The sequence below is a fragment of the Bacillus oleivorans genome, from assembly GCF_900207585.1.
Lineage (GTDB): Bacteria > Bacillota > Bacilli > Bacillales > JC228 > Bacillus_BF > Bacillus_BF oleivorans.
On sequence record NZ_OAOP01000002.1, the window covers coordinates 495,309 to 510,244 of the forward strand.

A 14,936-nucleotide genomic window follows, 5' to 3' on the forward strand; every position below is an offset into this window, starting at 1 on the left:
AGGAAGAATACGAAAGGAAAGCTGTTATGTTGTTGGGGGCTGTCGGTGAAGGTCTATTTCTGACTTAGTCTGAACAGAATGGATAAGCCACAGAGTCTGTGCCAAAACAGTAACCGTAGGTATTCATGTCTTTTAAATTAAAACGAGGGGTGGTTTTATGTCGTTGTTGTATGGATTTTTGATTGGTAGTTTTATGGGATTGCTTACGCATGCAAAAAGAAATGGGAAAATCATCAAGCCTTACAACAAAAAGAGAGTATTTGAGTATGGTTTCTTATTAGATTGTCTATTCGGAGGAGTGGCGGCCATTGCCATTGTTACCCTAACCGAACCCGCTACGTTAGATCAATTAATTTTTACGTCGGTATTAGCCGGTTACGGTGGCGATACGTTAATTGCGAAAGTGGAAGCAGCCAAATTAAGTGAAATCCTTAATCAGCTCTTCTTTCAAGTGGAAATTGAACTAAACGCAGAGATCATTATTGAAAATCAAAGTCAAATCCATTCGTAAACTGAAAGAATGGAGGAGTGCTCTGTGGTGAGATTAAAGGATTACATGACAGAAGCAGAATATAATAAAATCAGAAACCTCCAGCTGGAGCTTTTAAGAGCCAACTCAAAAAAAGAAGCATTACTGATTAAAGGAGAAATAGATGAAATCATACAACGAATTAAAATGCGGTATAAAGCTGAAAAAAGCGATAAAAACACTTCTTCATCATAGAAAACCGCTACACATCAACTCCTGCCTTTAAACTAAGGTAGCAGAAGCCTTAGTTTTTATTTTGCCTGCATCTAACACCTCTTATTAGATACTACATTTCCCTACTAACCATAATATTATTATGTTAAGTATAATAAATAATACCGTTTTAATAATTTTCAACAAATGCAGAAGAAAAGGGGATTGAGAAAATCCCCTTAATCTTTGACAGATTGAAAGATTAATGTCGTATTATGTCCGCCGAAACCAAAGGCATTGCTTAACACAGTTTGTACTCGTTTTTTTCTAGAGCGGTTAGGTACATAGTCTAAGTCACAGTCCGGGTCGGGATTTTCTAGATTAATGGTTGGCGGAATAATTCCAGTTTTTATGGCCATAAGGGAAAAAATGGCTTCAGTGGCCCCAGCGGCACCCATCATATGGCCAGTCATCGATTTTGTTGAACTAATCGGGATTTGGGAGGCTAATTCTTTAAAGAAGGTCTTTATCGCAGCTGTTTCCGATTTGTCATTATAAACTGTACTTGTTCCGTGAGCATTTATATAATCGATACTGGTTTTTTCAATATTAGCGTATTGAACGGCAAGCTGCATTGATCTTACTCCGCCCTCACCGAAAGGAGCAGGGCTTGTAATATGATAAGCATCGCCTACAGTTGCATAACCGATAATTTCACCATACACATGAGCATTTCGTTTAACAGCAGATTCATAGGATTCTAGGATAATAGCACCTGCTCCTTCACCCATAACGAGTCCATCACGATTTTTATCAAAGGGTCTGCAAGCTTTTTGGGGATCAGGATTGGTAGAAATCGCCCCCATTGCACAAAAGGCACCGACACCTAGAGGAGTAATCGATGCTTCTGATCCCCCGGCAATCATGATGTCGGCTTCTCCACGCTGAATCGCTCGATATGATTCGCCAATGGCATTAGCTCCAGAAGCACAGGATAAAACTGTACAATTATTAACCCCTCTCGCACCAATAGCAATCGAAACCTGGCTTGACGCCATATTACAGATGACAGTTGTCGTGGCAAATGGATAAAGATTTGTATATCCGCCTTCAAGAAGATTCATATGACTCTCTTCAAAGCTTTCAATCCCGCCAATCGCTGTTCCAAACCATACACCGATTCGCTCAGCCTCTACATCTTTTCCAATTTGAATATTAGCATCATCAAGTGCCATAATCGATGCAGCCATGGCATATGCTGCAAATCGGTCAACGCGATGCCTTTCATTAACTTTCATGTAATTGGCTAATTGAAAATCTTTTACCTCCGCGGCCGTTTTGGCAGAGAAATGCTCACAGTCAAATCTGGTAAGCGGTCCAATTCCAGACCTTCCATTAATCGCAGATTCCCAAGTTTCCGTAAGGGAGTTTCCTAATGGAGAAACAGTTCCTAGGCCTGTTATCACAACTCTTGTCAATCGTAGCCCTCCTAAATAATGGATATGCAGGTCTATTTCGACAAAACAGGCCAAAATTCCTCCGAAAATTTTAAAATATGACAGTTATTTCCGTTAAAGCAGGTGGATGGTCTTTATTTGCGTTTAGTTAAATAGTCATATGTTTAGGAAAAAGTAATCGTACGGTTATTAAAAACTATATGGTGGGGGGCGTGCACTTCAGATGCCTGCACGAAATTAAGTTTATGTAGCGAAATTACAGGTTTATCAACGAAATTGCGGGTATTTAATGAATCAAACATCGCCAGTCCAAAAGAGTATCATCCCTGAATCGGATGGAGTCCATACTGTTTGATTCTGTTTACGATGTCTTCTTGGCCAATTTGGTTTGAATCATACGTAATCTTTACTTCCCCATCTTCGATATCGACGAGTGCCCGCTCCACACCATCCATACCCATTAAAATCGTCTCTAATTTTTGAATAGGCTCTTCGCTGGTTGCTTCTTTTATAAATAGAGTTAAGTCCTCCATGTGTCTCATCCTTTCTGTTTGAATGCAGCTTTAAACCCTTGTTGTAGATTTTCCTTTTTTGGCTGAATTATGTAAGAATTTACTAAAGTATTTAAATAAAAATGAAGCTGGAAAGATAAAATAAAGGTTGTTCCTTTTTGGGTGTACCCCGTTTGAACAACCTATTTACTATATTAATTCTTCCAGATATATTTGTTTTGGTGGTCTGTTGTCCCAACAAACTTTAAGGGAAATGATTTCTTCCGTATCTTTTACGGTTACTTTCACAATCGTAATAGGGGAGGAAGTTATATTGGTGTTCATATAATAATTACTCCTTTAATGATTTTTGACTTTGACGTAAAAAGGATGGCAATATTACAGCCATCCCATTAAATCAGATTATTCTTCGTAACTTCTTTCTAGTTCTTCAACAAGTGCCCCAACATATGCAACAGCTTTGCGAATTGGATCCGGCGTTGACATATCGACACCTGCATACTGGATTAATTCAAGCGGGGTTTTCGTTCCGCCTGCTTTTAGTACCTCTAGCCAGCGGTCGATGGCTGGTTGCCCTTCTTCTTTAAAGAGCTGTGAAACCGCAGTAGATACTGTCAATCCAGCTGAGTAGGTATATGGATAAAGACCCATATAGTAATGAGGCTGACGCATCCAGGTTAATTTCGCTCCTTCATCAATTTCAACTGTATCGCCCCAGAAATTTGAGAGAGCTTCGCCTTTTTGTTCGGAAAGAGTTTTAGCTGTTAACGGAACACCTTTTTCAGCTAAAGAATAAACTCTTCTTTGGTATTCTCCTTCTAGGAGGTGTGTCACAAAGTTATGATAATAGGTTCCTAAAAGTTGAAGGATGACCCAGCGTCTCATTCGCTTATCTGTTGTTTTTGATAAAATGTGGTCTGCCAAAAGCATTTCATTCATCGTAGATGGTGCTTCAACAAAATACGTGGATGGACGTGTATTGAAGCTGCGTTGATTTTTATTAGCCAGGTAGAAGTGGCCGGCATGTCCGAGTTCATGGGCAAGAACAAAGGCACTTCTCATGTTATTGGTCCATGTAATTAAGATGAATGGGTGAGAACCATAAGGACTTGAACAAAAAGCTCCAGTTGATTTGCCAACATTATCGGCTAAGTCAACCCGGCGTTCTGTTAAAGCTGTTTCCATAATCTGACTGTATTCTGGCCCCATTACCTGCAACGCTTCTAAAATAACTTTTGAAGCTTCTTCATAAGTGGTTTGCGGATTGAAATCAGGGTCAAGCGGAGCTTTCAGATCACAGAATTTTAGTGTATCTAATCCAAGAACCCGTTTTTTCAACTGGGCGTACCTGCGCATATACGGGGCAAGCTCTTGTTGAATGACATCTAATTGGTTATGATACATTTCTTCTGTCACTTTCTGCGGATGAAGCAGCATTTGTGTAACAGAATTATATTGACGAAGCTTAGCCATGGCAACCTGTTTTTTAACCTCAGTTGTATAGGTAGCAGCAAATGTATTTTGATATTGTTTTAGAGTTTTAACAAATGATTCGTATGCTTTTCTTCGAGTTTCAGTATTAGGGGAGAGTTCATATTCATCTTCATAAAGAGCAAATGAGTTTGGCAATTCTTCGCCATCAGGAGCTTGAAATGAATCAAACACCATATCAGCTAATTTGCTTCGCAGATAAATCATATAAGGAGCTTGGTGAACTTCACTTAAACTAGCAAGAGCTTCCTCCGTTTCGGGGGAGAGGGTATGCTGTTTTCTTTTTGCCAAATCTTCTAGATTTTTTTGGAACGGCTCTAGTCCCTGATTTTCTTCTATGTATTTTTCCACAGTACCATCTGGAAGAGCCAGGATTTCCGTTTCAACAAAGGATAGGGAAGCATTTAATCTAGCAAATGCTGAAGCTACTTTCCCGGAAATCGCCTGGTTGTCTGGGTTGGACCCGTCTTCAGATGAACGCAGACTCGCATAGGTACCGACCAAAATTCCTTTTTCGGCTACCTTTGCTTGTGCTTCTAAACACTCGAGTAAAAACTGAGATCCTTCTCCAAGTCTGCCTTTATATTGGGTAACAGTTGGAAGTAACTCTTCCACCTCTCTTAGAGCAGACTCCCATTCATCAACGGTTTCAAATAAATCTTCAAGTTTCCAGGTTTGATCGACAGGCACTTCTGCACGTGTTAGCCGTTTTTTTACTGTTTTTTGCATAATAATCTAGTCCCCTTTCTTGGAGCAGCTGATTCTAGTCATTTTTAGATTCTATCAAAAAGGTGACTAGAAACACTCAATTTATTTCGCCACTCTAATAAAATGATTATAAAGGATAAACTATCTTTTGTGTCATATAAGTCAGAATTTTTTAAACTACAAATTTCGCCATTATCAGTTCAAATAAGGAAAACAGTAAGAAAACTAACATATTTTTTTTCATAAAGTCAGTAAAATATATGGTTAACATTTTAACTAGAAGTATCATTATTTATCGGAACATTTAAACTTTTGGGCAATCTATCGACAAAGTATACAGATGGGGGTAATGTGATTTATATAGGAAAGGAAAGGCAGCGAATGCGGAGGTATATTTACATGATTGAGCAAAAAAAAAATATTCTTATACTTCAAGTGTTTTTTCTTTTTGTTTATTTCGGTTCAGCCGGAATTACCTCGTTTCTAAGTGTTTATTTAAGTGAAGATCAAGGTTTAAACGGCTATCAAATCGGGACGATTATGTCGATTGGACCAATTGTCATGATCTTTTTCCAGCCAATCTGGGGAATGTTGAGTGACATGACCAATGCACCAACAAAAGTAATTTCATTTTTATGCGTTACAGCAGGTGTACTGGGACTCGGTTATTTAGTTATTGACGATTATCACTGGTTAATCTTCTTAGCGTTATTCTTCGCCATTTTCCAAAGCGGAATTAACCCTATTTCCGACAGTATCGCTTTAAAGTATACCGGAGAAAGAAATTTAAATTATGGGAGTATCCGATTATTTGGTTCCCTTGGTTTCGGACTAGCTGTGTATTTAATAGGTAAACTGAGTGAAACCCCACTGGGACTTGATGTTATTTTTTATGCTTTATTTGTCACACTGTTGCTTGCGGCCATTATTGTCATGAAGGCACCAAAGGAACGGGCTAAACAGAAGCTTCAATTAAAAGAAGGCATCAAAAAGGTATTATTGCTTCCTAAATTTATTCTTTTTATAGCTTCTGCTTTCCTTATTTTTGGTCCAAATTTGGCGAACAACACGTATTTCGGTCTATTTGTCGAAGACTCAGGCGGAACTTTTGCTGGAATTGGAACAGCATTTTTAATTGCGGTTCTATCAGAAATTCCATTTATGCAAGCAGCCAAACGGTGGATTGAAAGAATCGGTGTATTAAATGTGATGCTTATTGCTGGAATCGTATCCTTCGTTCGATGGGGATTATATGTAACTGAGCCTGCTCTTTGGATTATTTATGCTACAGCGGTCCTTCAGGGAGCTGCGATTGGTCTTTTTATCCCTGCAGGACTTCAATATGTTCGGGACGTTACACCTGTGCAAATGACGGCAACTGCAGTGACATTATATACGTCGGTTGCCCATGGGTTTGGAACCTGGTTCAGTACTTTTTTTGGCGGTATTGTATATGAAGTAGCTAGTATTTTCTCAGTTTATTTATTCTTTGGAATTTTGGCCATTATAGGGATTATCTTAAACCTTTGGTTGATTAAATTAGATAAAAAAAATGATGAGTCCAATCCGTCTAATGCGGTAGGATTTTAAAAATCGTCTTAGACTAATGGGGTTTGCTTACAAAAGCGGACCCCGCTCCAAAGTTAATTTTTTCGCTCCAAAATTGTATAAATGGCTCCATAGTGAGTGTGTTTCGCCCCATTCCCATATAGGACCGTTCCAATTTTTGCTGTTTTTGCTCCGTAATGGGTTAGTCTCGCTCCAAATTCCATGAAATTGGCTCACACTGGCTGATTTCTGCTCCAAACGGGTGAACCCTCTCGAAAAAACCGCATAAACATCGCCCAAATTTCTGTTAATCAAACTAGCCAGCCAATAGTTATTATCCGCTAATCCCTTTTTCGGTATGGTAAAATAATAAAATATGTGTTGATTAATTATGAATGTTTAATTAGGAGCTGTTCAAATGTCAAAAAAATTAGTCTTAGCAGAAAAACCTTCTGTTGGTCGAGATATAGCAAGAGTACTTCAATGCCAAAAAAAAGGGAATGGTTATTTTGAAGGTTCCCAATATATTGTGACATGGGCTTTAGGTCATCTCGTAACATTAGCTGATCCGGAAAGTTATGATCATAAATATAAATCATGGAGAATCGAGGACCTGCCGATGCTGCCGGCACCACTAAAATTAGTGGTCATTAAGCAAACTGGAAAACAATTTAATACGGTAAAACAACTGTTGAACCGAAACGAAGTCAATGAAATTATCATTGCAACTGATGCAGGCCGTGAAGGGGAGCTTGTTGCCCGCTGGATTATTGAAAAAACAAAGATTCATAAATCAATAAAACGTCTGTGGATCTCATCTGTAACCGATAAGGCAATTAAAGAGGGATTTTCGCGTTTGCGAAACGGGAAAGAATTTGAGAACTTATATGCTTCTGCTGTGGCACGTTCTGAAGCAGATTGGTATGTCGGCATTAATGCTACAAGAGCATTGACAACAAAGCATAATGCCCAGCTCTCATGCGGTCGTGTGCAAACGCCAACGCTTGCTATTATTGCTGCAAGAGAAGAAGAAATCAAAAACTTTAAACCGAAGACGTATTACGGTATTCAAGCTGAAACAGATTTATTAAGGTTAACGTGGCATGATGGAAAAACAAAAGATCAAAAAACGTTCCAAAAGGAAAAAATCGAGAATCTGCTTTTAAAGCTGAAAAATAAGGATTTGATCGTTGAAAACGTTCATCGGACTCTTAAGAAAAGCTATGCTCCGCAATTATACGATTTAACGGAATTGCAAAGAGATGCTCACAAGATCTTTGGCTTTTCTGCGAAGGAAACGCTTTCCATCATGCAAAAGCTCTATGAACAGTATAAAGTAGTGACGTATCCAAGAACAGACTCGAGATATCTTTCATCTGACATTGCAGATACCTTAAAAGAACGGGTTGAGGCATGTAAAGTACAGCCATATGCAAGAGTTGCCGCGAAGATATTGCAAAGCCCAATTAAAACGAATAAGTCATTTATTGATAATAGTAAAGTGACCGATCACCATGCAATTATTCCAACGGAACAGGCTGCCAGTATTAGAGCATTAAGTGAGAAAGAAAGAAAAATATACGATTTAGTCGTCAAACGTTTTCTTTCTGTACTTCTCCCTCCGTTCGAATATGAGCAAACGGTTGTGGAAGCAAAGTCTGAGGGAGAAATTTTCACAGCTAAAGGGAAAAGCGTATTGTCCTTGGGCTGGAAAGAAGTTTTTGAACAAAACGATGACGATGAAATGGATGAAACAGAGGCAGAGCAAACGATCCCAGCCATTGAAAAGGGAGAAATTTTAAAAGTAACACTCTGGAACCAGACAACAGGTGAAACTAAACCTCCTAAGCCTTTCAACGAAGGAACCCTTCTGTCCGCGATGGAAAATCCGGTTAGGTATATGGCGGGAGAAAGGAAGGACCTGATTCAGACGATTGGAAAAACAGGAGGGCTAGGTACGGTTGCAACGAGAGCGGACATTATCGAAAAGTTATTCAATAGCTTTTTAATTGAACAAAAAGGAAAAGATATATTCATTACAAACAAGGGTAAGCAACTATTAGAGCTTGTACCTGAAGATTTAAAGTCGCCAGCTTTAACTGCTGAGTGGGAACTAAAGCTTGAGTCTATTGCAAAAGGCAAGCTGCCTAAGAAAGTTTTTATTAAAGAAATTGTAGAATATACAAAGGAAGCCGTTTCTGAAATCAAAAATAGTGAGGCGCGATTTAAACATGATAATGTAACAGGAACACGTTGTCCTGATTGTGGCAAATTGATGCTTGAGGTTACTGGGAAGAAAGGGAAAATGCTCGTTTGCCAGGACCGAGAATGCGGGCACCGAAAAAGCATTTCAAAAATCACGAATGCCAGATGTCCGAATTGTCATAAACGGTTAGAGCTGCGCGGAGAAGGAGAAGGTCAAATCTTCTTCTGCTCATGCGGTCACAGGGAAAAGGTATCTGCTTTTCAAAAGAGAAGAAAAGAAAATCAGACATCAAAGGCGTCTAAACAAGAAGTTCAGAAATATTTAAAGAAAAACAAACAAGAAGAGCCAATTAATACATCATTAGCAGATGCACTGGCGAAGCTTAATTTAGACAAATAAAAGAAAATGAACCCTAGGGAATTCCCTTGGGTTTTTTACTTCTTTTGGAAAAAGAATGGTGAAAAAATTCCAAGTTACTCCATAATAGACTATAATTATAGTAAAAAAAGATCTGAAATATTTAAAAGGGGAATTGCACTTGAAAAAATATATTATATTAGCGATCGTTATCATCCCCGTTTTAGTCGTGCTATCTTTTCACTATCAGATGACTGAAACCGCAAAAAGAACACCGCCAGATCATGTACCATATTTGATTATTCTTGGTGCAAAAGTGAATGGAACGGAAATGTCTTTAGCTTTGCTTTATCGTGCGAATAAAGCGTTAGAGTATTTAAAAAAAAATCCAACTACTAAGGTAGTCGTGACAGGAGGGCAGGGTCCTGGAGAGGAGATAACAGAAGCGGAGGCCCTTCAATCCTATTTGTTGGAAAATGGGATTGAATCTAATCGAATTTTAATAGAGGATCAATCTACTTCAACCTATGAAAATCTTAAATTTACAAGAGAACTCTACAATATTCGCGAGGCAGTAATTGTGAGCAATGATTTTCATTTGTACAGGGCGATTGAACTAGCTGAAAAAATAGGGATCCGTGGATTCCCTTTAGCAGCGAAAACGCCGGAAGTTGTAACATTTCAGTTACATATAAGAGAGTATGCTGCTCTATTAAAAATGAAAATTACCGGAAAATAGGAGAGATTTAGAAACTTACATAAAGGAGTATGCATTCATTGAAATTTAGTACGCCTGGATTCACGCTCAAATAAATGTGGTGTCGCTTAAAATAGGGAGACTTGCGCTCAAAAAAGCGAGAATGCGCTCAAAGTAGCGGAACCCGCGCTCTTATAAGTCCGAACCGCTCAAAAAAGCAGATTCGCTCACAATTACAAGAGAAACGGGCCCGATTAATAAGTCCGGAGTAAATTTATATAGAATCCGGCCCAAAAAAGCCAACTAGCTATTAAAGACTAGTTGGCTTTATCTGAAAAAAACTATTTAACTATATCTCCAGTCTGATCTATATAAACTGACTGGATAACCGTTCGGTTAAATTCTTTTCCTTGACTGGATTGGCCTGTAATGTCGGTCGTCAAATTATAAACACCGGAACCCAAATAGGGAAGTTCCACAGATGAATTGCCTTCATTTATGACTAGCTTTAGTTGTTCTGGAGCTGAATTTTCATCTTGGTAGTATTCGAGAGAAATAGTGGCTTTGATTCCATCTTCCTCAACAGTTTGACCTTCTGCATAAATGGTAACTTCTCGTTGATCACTAACCGAAATATCCAGGTCCTGATTTAAATGGCTTTTGTAAAAAACACCCAGCAAATATTTTTCTTTTTCTGCTGATGCTTCAATGGTCCATTGCCCGAATTTAGGGTTAGGGATGGTTATGGAATGATGATAGGCACCAGCAAATGGGCTAAAGTCAGGTTCTTCATCCACTGAAAAATAAGAGTACATACGTCCATCTGGATCCTTTAGTACAAGAGAGACTTCTTTTCGGGTACTGATCCAATCGATTGTGATTTCCGAGACGCCTTCCTCAACAGCAAAGGTTTCTGTTGTTTTTAATCGATAGGATCCGCCTTTATAAAAAGCGTTTGTTTGCGAAGTGTTTTTTTCGATAGAAGATGCCGATTTAGATGCAATTGCATTTTCATATAGCAAAGATTCAAAGAGGTCAAAGGTTGAGCTTCCCTGTCTAATTTCGGAATGGTTCCAATCGCCAACAGACACTTCGGTTGCATAGGATAAACGAGAGCTTTGGACTGTTACAGCTCCATCGTTTGGCCCGTAAGAACTTAAGTAAAGTCCGCCCCAATATAAGGAGCTTCCGAAGCTGCCCCAAGCCGTTCCGCCAAATGTGTAAAAGGGGATCCGATATACATTTTGGCGGGAATCCGTTTGGGTCCGAAATTGATCCATATATCCTGTTTGCATTGAATACGTAGCATCACTTTTACTTCCAAGAATTCCGGCTAACCATCCTGCCCAGCTGCTATAGGCTAAATCAGCCAGCTCAGAGCCGTGATGGGGACTCGATAACGTAATAACACGGTGGACATATGGATCCGCGCCATAATGGACTAATGCAGCCTGGGTGTCTATTCCCCCTTTGCTATGGGAAACGACTACAAGTTTTTCACCAAAATGATTGTAAATCTCTTCTATTTTTTCAGCAAGTAACTGTCCATTATCCCACATATTTCGAGTTGGATATAAATCTATAAATGCTGTCTCGTAACCATTTGCGTAGGCCGTATCATACATATCATTTCCTTCCCACCAGGTGGAAGCAGAGCTATTTAATCCATGGACAAAAACAATCGGTGACTTATACGGGTCTACATAATCAGGTGTAGTTCCTAAATACCATTCACCAGGGGTCCCGGCAGGTTCTCCCTTTCCTAGGGAACCTGCAACTGCTGGTAATGGCCATACCAACAAAAGAACCAATATGAAACAGACAAACCTATTCGTGGTAAGCACACTCCTTTAACTTTTAATATACTGACGGTAAAAGCGCTTTCAGCCTTTACAAATATATGGAAATAATCATTTGTTATTACCGTACAAAAGACCTAAACTCATTAAGTAAAAAGGCATGTATATTTGCAAAAAATACGTTGATTACTATAGCTAGTGAGAAATTTGTCGATTTATAAAATAACCAAAAATATTGATTTTACATGAAAATAGGTGTATAGTAAAGATATATTTCATATTTTTTATAAAAAATATATGAAATGGGTCGTATCTTCGAATGAGGCTAAGGCAACATAGATGGCCTTTTCTCGGAGAGCTACGCCTTTTTTTATTGGCAACTCCAACGCTTTTTGATCAGAATGATAAAGCTTGCATCATTTTTATAGGAGTAATCTCATAAACTTATGGGTAGCCTATTTTTATATGAATGAATCAGCTTTTTAAAATCTCATTGGGGGTGTAGGCTTGTTTAATCGCAGAAATCAGGAAGAAGTTGAAAAGGTAGAAACCAAAGTTTGGGTTTGTACTTCGGATGATTGTAATTGCTGGGTACGCGATAATTTTAAGAGCAGTGAGGTTCCAGCTTGTCCAATTTGTGAAAGTAAAATGGAACAAACAACTAGGGTTATTGAAATCCTTCATAATCCAAGTTCTGCTATGTAAGAATCTGCCCCTCAGTCGACGAAATGAAAGATACTGAACTACCATAAAAAGATAAAGGTCCTAAAGCCTTTATCTTTGTTTTATGTGTATACATATTTAAGATTAATCTGTGCACCAATATAGGAGGAAACATACATATGAATCGTTTAGAAGCTGGAACAGTTGTCAGGCTTCAGGCTGAGCGAGAAGCTCCGTTTGGGTATTTCTTAACAGATGGAGAAGAGAGTGTATTACTTCATCAAAATGAAGCAGCAGAAGAAATAGAGCTGGGACAGGAAGTTACCGTTTTTTTGTATCATGATAAACAAGGCCGGCTCGCAGCTACTATGAAAATACCTGTAATCCAGAATGGCCGCTATGGCTGGGCTGAGGTTGTGGGCGCTGTTAAAACACTCGGTGTATTTGTCAACATTGGAATAACTAAAGATATATTAGTATCATTGGATGATCTGCCTTTATTAGAGAACTTATGGCCCAAAGAAGGGGACAAATTATTTCTTTCTTTAAAAAGTGATCGGAATGGAAGATTGTTTGGCCGTTTGGCAACGGAGGATATTATCCGACAAATTTCCAGAAAAGCACCGGAATCCATGAAAAATCAGAATGTAAGCGGCCGTGTCTACCGCTTATTGAAGGTTGGTTCTTTTATTTTAACCGATGACGGATTCAGAGGTTTTATTCATGAATCGGAGCGGGCCGAGGAGCCGAGACTGGGAGAATTAGTTAAGGGAAGAGTAATTGGAGTCAAAGACGATGGTTCACTAAATCTCTCTTTGATCCCTCGTGCCCATGAAAAAATGGACAAGGATTCAGAGACAATTTTATCGTTTATGGAGTCTCGCAATGGAGCGATGCCTTATAGCGATAAAAGCCAGCCAGATGATATTGAGCTTCGCTTTGGCATGAGTAAAGCGGCTTTTAAAAGGGCTTTAGGAAGGCTGATGAAAGCGAACAAAGTGGTACAAAAAGATGGCTGGACTTATGCGGTTGCGAACGAACAGCCAAAAAAACAGTAATTAAAAAGCTTTGATTTAATTTAAGCTTGAGGGATTAAAATCCATCAAGCTTTTTGTATTATCTAAAGTAAAAACTATTGGTCCAATGTCCCAAGCTTGTCTTTCCACTTTAAATAAGTAGCCTCACAATGTGATGGAAAGATTAATATATTCTTATTTTTTAGGTGTAATTGATTTAACATCGCAAAGGTTTCTATATACGCAGACCAATCTTCAATCGCCAAACGTGCAAATGGAAGCGGCAGTGAAAGTTGTTCGATTGATTTCAATGACCAGCTGGCATCTGCACATAAAAATACCCATCTATTTTTTGTTCTAAGGAAAATTCCATATTGATATCTTGTGTGCCCTGGAAGAAGGACGGCGTAAATGGATGAATCTCCAAGTAAATCATATCCTTGAGTGAAAGGAGACAGTTCATCTGGAAGCCGAACCAAGGAAGTTTCCTCCAAAAATGAGAACCGAAGATTGGGTGGAACTAAATCAGGAAGATATGCCCGTTTTAATGCTTTGAACCCTTTCTTGTCTCTTACAGACTCCCATTCTTGGTTTGAACAAATAATAGGTTTATCTTTGAAAAAATGAAGACCTCCTAAATGATCGGCATGAAAATGAGATATCAAAACGGTATCAATTGGAGGGAGGCTCGTCTTAAAAGAAAAATCCTCATAAAGTTTTACTGGAGTAACGAATTGATACAAACGATATGGAAACCTAGCGCTTGCAACAAAATATGCAGAATCGTACCCAGTATCAAACAGAATATTCCCTTTTTCGGGATGTGAAAATGAAAAGATAAGAGCAGGAAATGACTGTTTTTTCCAAGGATTTTTACAGTCTGTCAATTTTCCAAGCTGAAAGCATTCACCGGTTTTATAGACCTTTATATTAAAAACAAAGTTGCGAGGCATTGGTTCCAAGTTAGCACGTTCCTTTCTAGGATCTTCTATCTAATTATAGTTGAAAATTAGAATAAATAGAAAATGAACTTGATTTTTTTGGAAAACGAATGTAAGTGCGCTTGACTTTACACCTTTAAATGTGTTTTACTTAATACACCATGTTCTCGTTAATAAAATAAAGACTAAATAGATGTAAGCCGTGATTTCGTAAGTTGTATGATTTACCTAAATGACAGCTTATAGGAATAACGGTTTTTCTTTTGGATTAATTTTTAATGGGTAATGGTTAAACAGATTTAGGAGGAATTTTTTAATGAACACTGGTAAAGTAAAATGGTTTAATGCAGAAAAAGGTTTTGGATTTATCGAAGTTGAAGGTGGAGACGATGTATTCGTACACTTTTCAGCAATCCAAGGCGAAGGCTTCAAATCTTTAGAAGAAGGTCAAACAGTTACTTTCGAAATCGTTGAAGGAAACCGTGGACCGCAAGCAGCTAACGTAGTAAAAGCGTAAGTTCATGAATGTTATGGCGGCGTTCTTTACGCCGCCTTTTCTATTTAGAAGTCACCCTTCGTCATTTCCACCTTCCATTCTTCTCTTCTTAAACCATTCATAAATTCGAACATCAATCTCAGGTTTGAAAGTTTCCAAAAAAAGAAAACGGTGAAATGTTTAGAATGAAAAATGTAAGTTTAGGCTTTAGCAGGTTAATAACCTGATCCACACTGGCACGGTCTAGGAGCCGTAAGGATGAAAGAGAGGTAGGGCTTTCATTGTTTTGGGTTCGATTTTTCTATTATAAAAATAGATAAAATTAGATAATTAGAATTCCTTCTAAGTAATAAACGTCTCATC

The 14,936-nt window shown here is 38.5% G+C and carries 14 protein-coding genes; 8 read left to right on the plus strand and 6 right to left on the minus strand.

The genetic code is table 11. The features are described from left to right. Positions 1 to 157 precede the first annotated feature (157 nt). Together CRO56_RS06005 and CRO56_RS06010 are read left to right on the plus strand one after the other, a co-directional pair. Entirely contained in the window at positions 158 to 511 is a 354-nt protein-coding gene (locus tag CRO56_RS06005) for a DUF4257 domain-containing protein (protein WP_097157707.1), read from the plus strand. A 24-nt stretch (positions 512 to 535) separates the two neighbouring features. Continuing rightward, positions 536 to 724, plus strand: coding sequence for a hypothetical protein (locus CRO56_RS06010; RefSeq protein WP_097157708.1), 189 nt, complete (start codon positions 536 to 538; stop codon positions 722 to 724). A gap of 197 nt (positions 725 to 921) precedes the next feature. Here CRO56_RS06010 and fabF read toward each other — a convergent pair whose 3' ends face one another. The 4 genes from fabF to pepF form a co-directional block, all read right to left on the minus strand. Continuing rightward, positions 922 to 2,160: a beta-ketoacyl-ACP synthase II gene (gene fabF / locus CRO56_RS06015; protein WP_245855605.1), complete on the minus strand. Its 1,239-nt coding sequence runs from the start codon at positions 2,158 to 2,160 to the stop codon at positions 922 to 924. A 299-nt stretch (positions 2,161 to 2,459) separates the two neighbouring features. Continuing rightward, entirely contained in the window at positions 2,460 to 2,672 is a 213-nt protein-coding gene (locus tag CRO56_RS06020; protein ID WP_097157709.1) for a heavy-metal-associated domain-containing protein, read from the minus strand. A gap of 168 nt (positions 2,673 to 2,840) precedes the next feature. Then, positions 2,841 to 2,975 (minus strand): hypothetical protein, encoded by a 135-nt coding sequence (locus tag CRO56_RS23390; protein WP_281257283.1) that lies wholly within the window; start codon positions 2,973 to 2,975, stop codon positions 2,841 to 2,843. Between the two features lie 78 nt (positions 2,976 to 3,053). After that, positions 3,054 to 4,871: an oligoendopeptidase F gene (gene pepF / locus CRO56_RS06025; RefSeq protein ID WP_097157710.1), complete on the minus strand. Its 1,818-nt coding sequence runs from the start codon at positions 4,869 to 4,871 to the stop codon at positions 3,054 to 3,056. A 378-nt stretch (positions 4,872 to 5,249) separates the two neighbouring features. On the opposite strand from pepF, the gene CRO56_RS06030 reads away from it, so the two are divergent. From CRO56_RS06030 to CRO56_RS06040, 3 genes are all read left to right on the plus strand, one after another. Then, positions 5,250 to 6,440 carry an MFS transporter gene (locus CRO56_RS06030; protein WP_097157711.1) on the plus strand — a complete coding sequence of 397 codons (1,191 nt, stop codon included), beginning with the start codon at positions 5,250 to 5,252 and terminating at the stop codon, positions 6,438 to 6,440. 376 nt (positions 6,441 to 6,816) lie between these two features. Further along, positions 6,817 to 9,003 (plus strand): DNA topoisomerase III, encoded by a 2,187-nt coding sequence (locus tag CRO56_RS06035; RefSeq protein ID WP_097157712.1) that lies wholly within the window; start codon positions 6,817 to 6,819, stop codon positions 9,001 to 9,003. 139 nt (positions 9,004 to 9,142) lie between these two features. Further along, on the plus strand, positions 9,143 to 9,700 hold the full coding sequence (locus tag CRO56_RS06040; RefSeq protein WP_097157713.1) for a YdcF family protein: 558 nt from the start codon (positions 9,143 to 9,145) through the stop codon (positions 9,698 to 9,700). Positions 9,701 to 9,999: 299 nt separating this feature from the next. Here the strand turns inward: CRO56_RS06040 and CRO56_RS06045 are convergent, their stop codons facing one another. Then, on the minus strand, positions 10,000 to 11,502 hold the full coding sequence (locus CRO56_RS06045) for an esterase/lipase family protein (protein ID WP_142305191.1): 1,503 nt from the start codon (positions 11,500 to 11,502) through the stop codon (positions 10,000 to 10,002). Positions 11,503 to 11,964: 462 nt separating this feature from the next. On the opposite strand from CRO56_RS06045, the gene CRO56_RS06050 reads away from it, so the two are divergent. Next, positions 11,965 to 12,162, plus strand: coding sequence for a cold-shock protein (locus CRO56_RS06050; RefSeq protein ID WP_097157715.1), 198 nt, complete (start codon positions 11,965 to 11,967; stop codon positions 12,160 to 12,162). A 137-nt stretch (positions 12,163 to 12,299) separates the two neighbouring features. Continuing rightward, a complete protein-coding gene (locus CRO56_RS06055; protein WP_097157716.1) occupies positions 12,300 to 13,178 on the plus strand; it encodes a CvfB family protein in 879 nt (292 codons plus the stop codon). A gap of 74 nt (positions 13,179 to 13,252) precedes the next feature. Here the strand turns inward: CRO56_RS06055 and CRO56_RS06060 are convergent, their stop codons facing one another. Further along, a complete protein-coding gene (locus tag CRO56_RS06060; RefSeq protein ID WP_245855662.1) occupies positions 13,253 to 14,089 on the minus strand; it encodes an MBL fold metallo-hydrolase in 837 nt (278 codons plus the stop codon). A 304-nt stretch (positions 14,090 to 14,393) separates the two neighbouring features. On the opposite strand from CRO56_RS06060, the gene cspD reads away from it, so the two are divergent. After that, the gene (gene cspD, locus CRO56_RS06065; protein ID WP_097157718.1) at positions 14,394 to 14,594 is read left to right on the plus strand and encodes a cold-shock protein CspD; all 201 of its coding nucleotides are present in this window, start codon (positions 14,394 to 14,396) and stop codon (positions 14,592 to 14,594) included. The last annotated feature ends 342 nt before the right edge of the window (positions 14,595 to 14,936 follow it).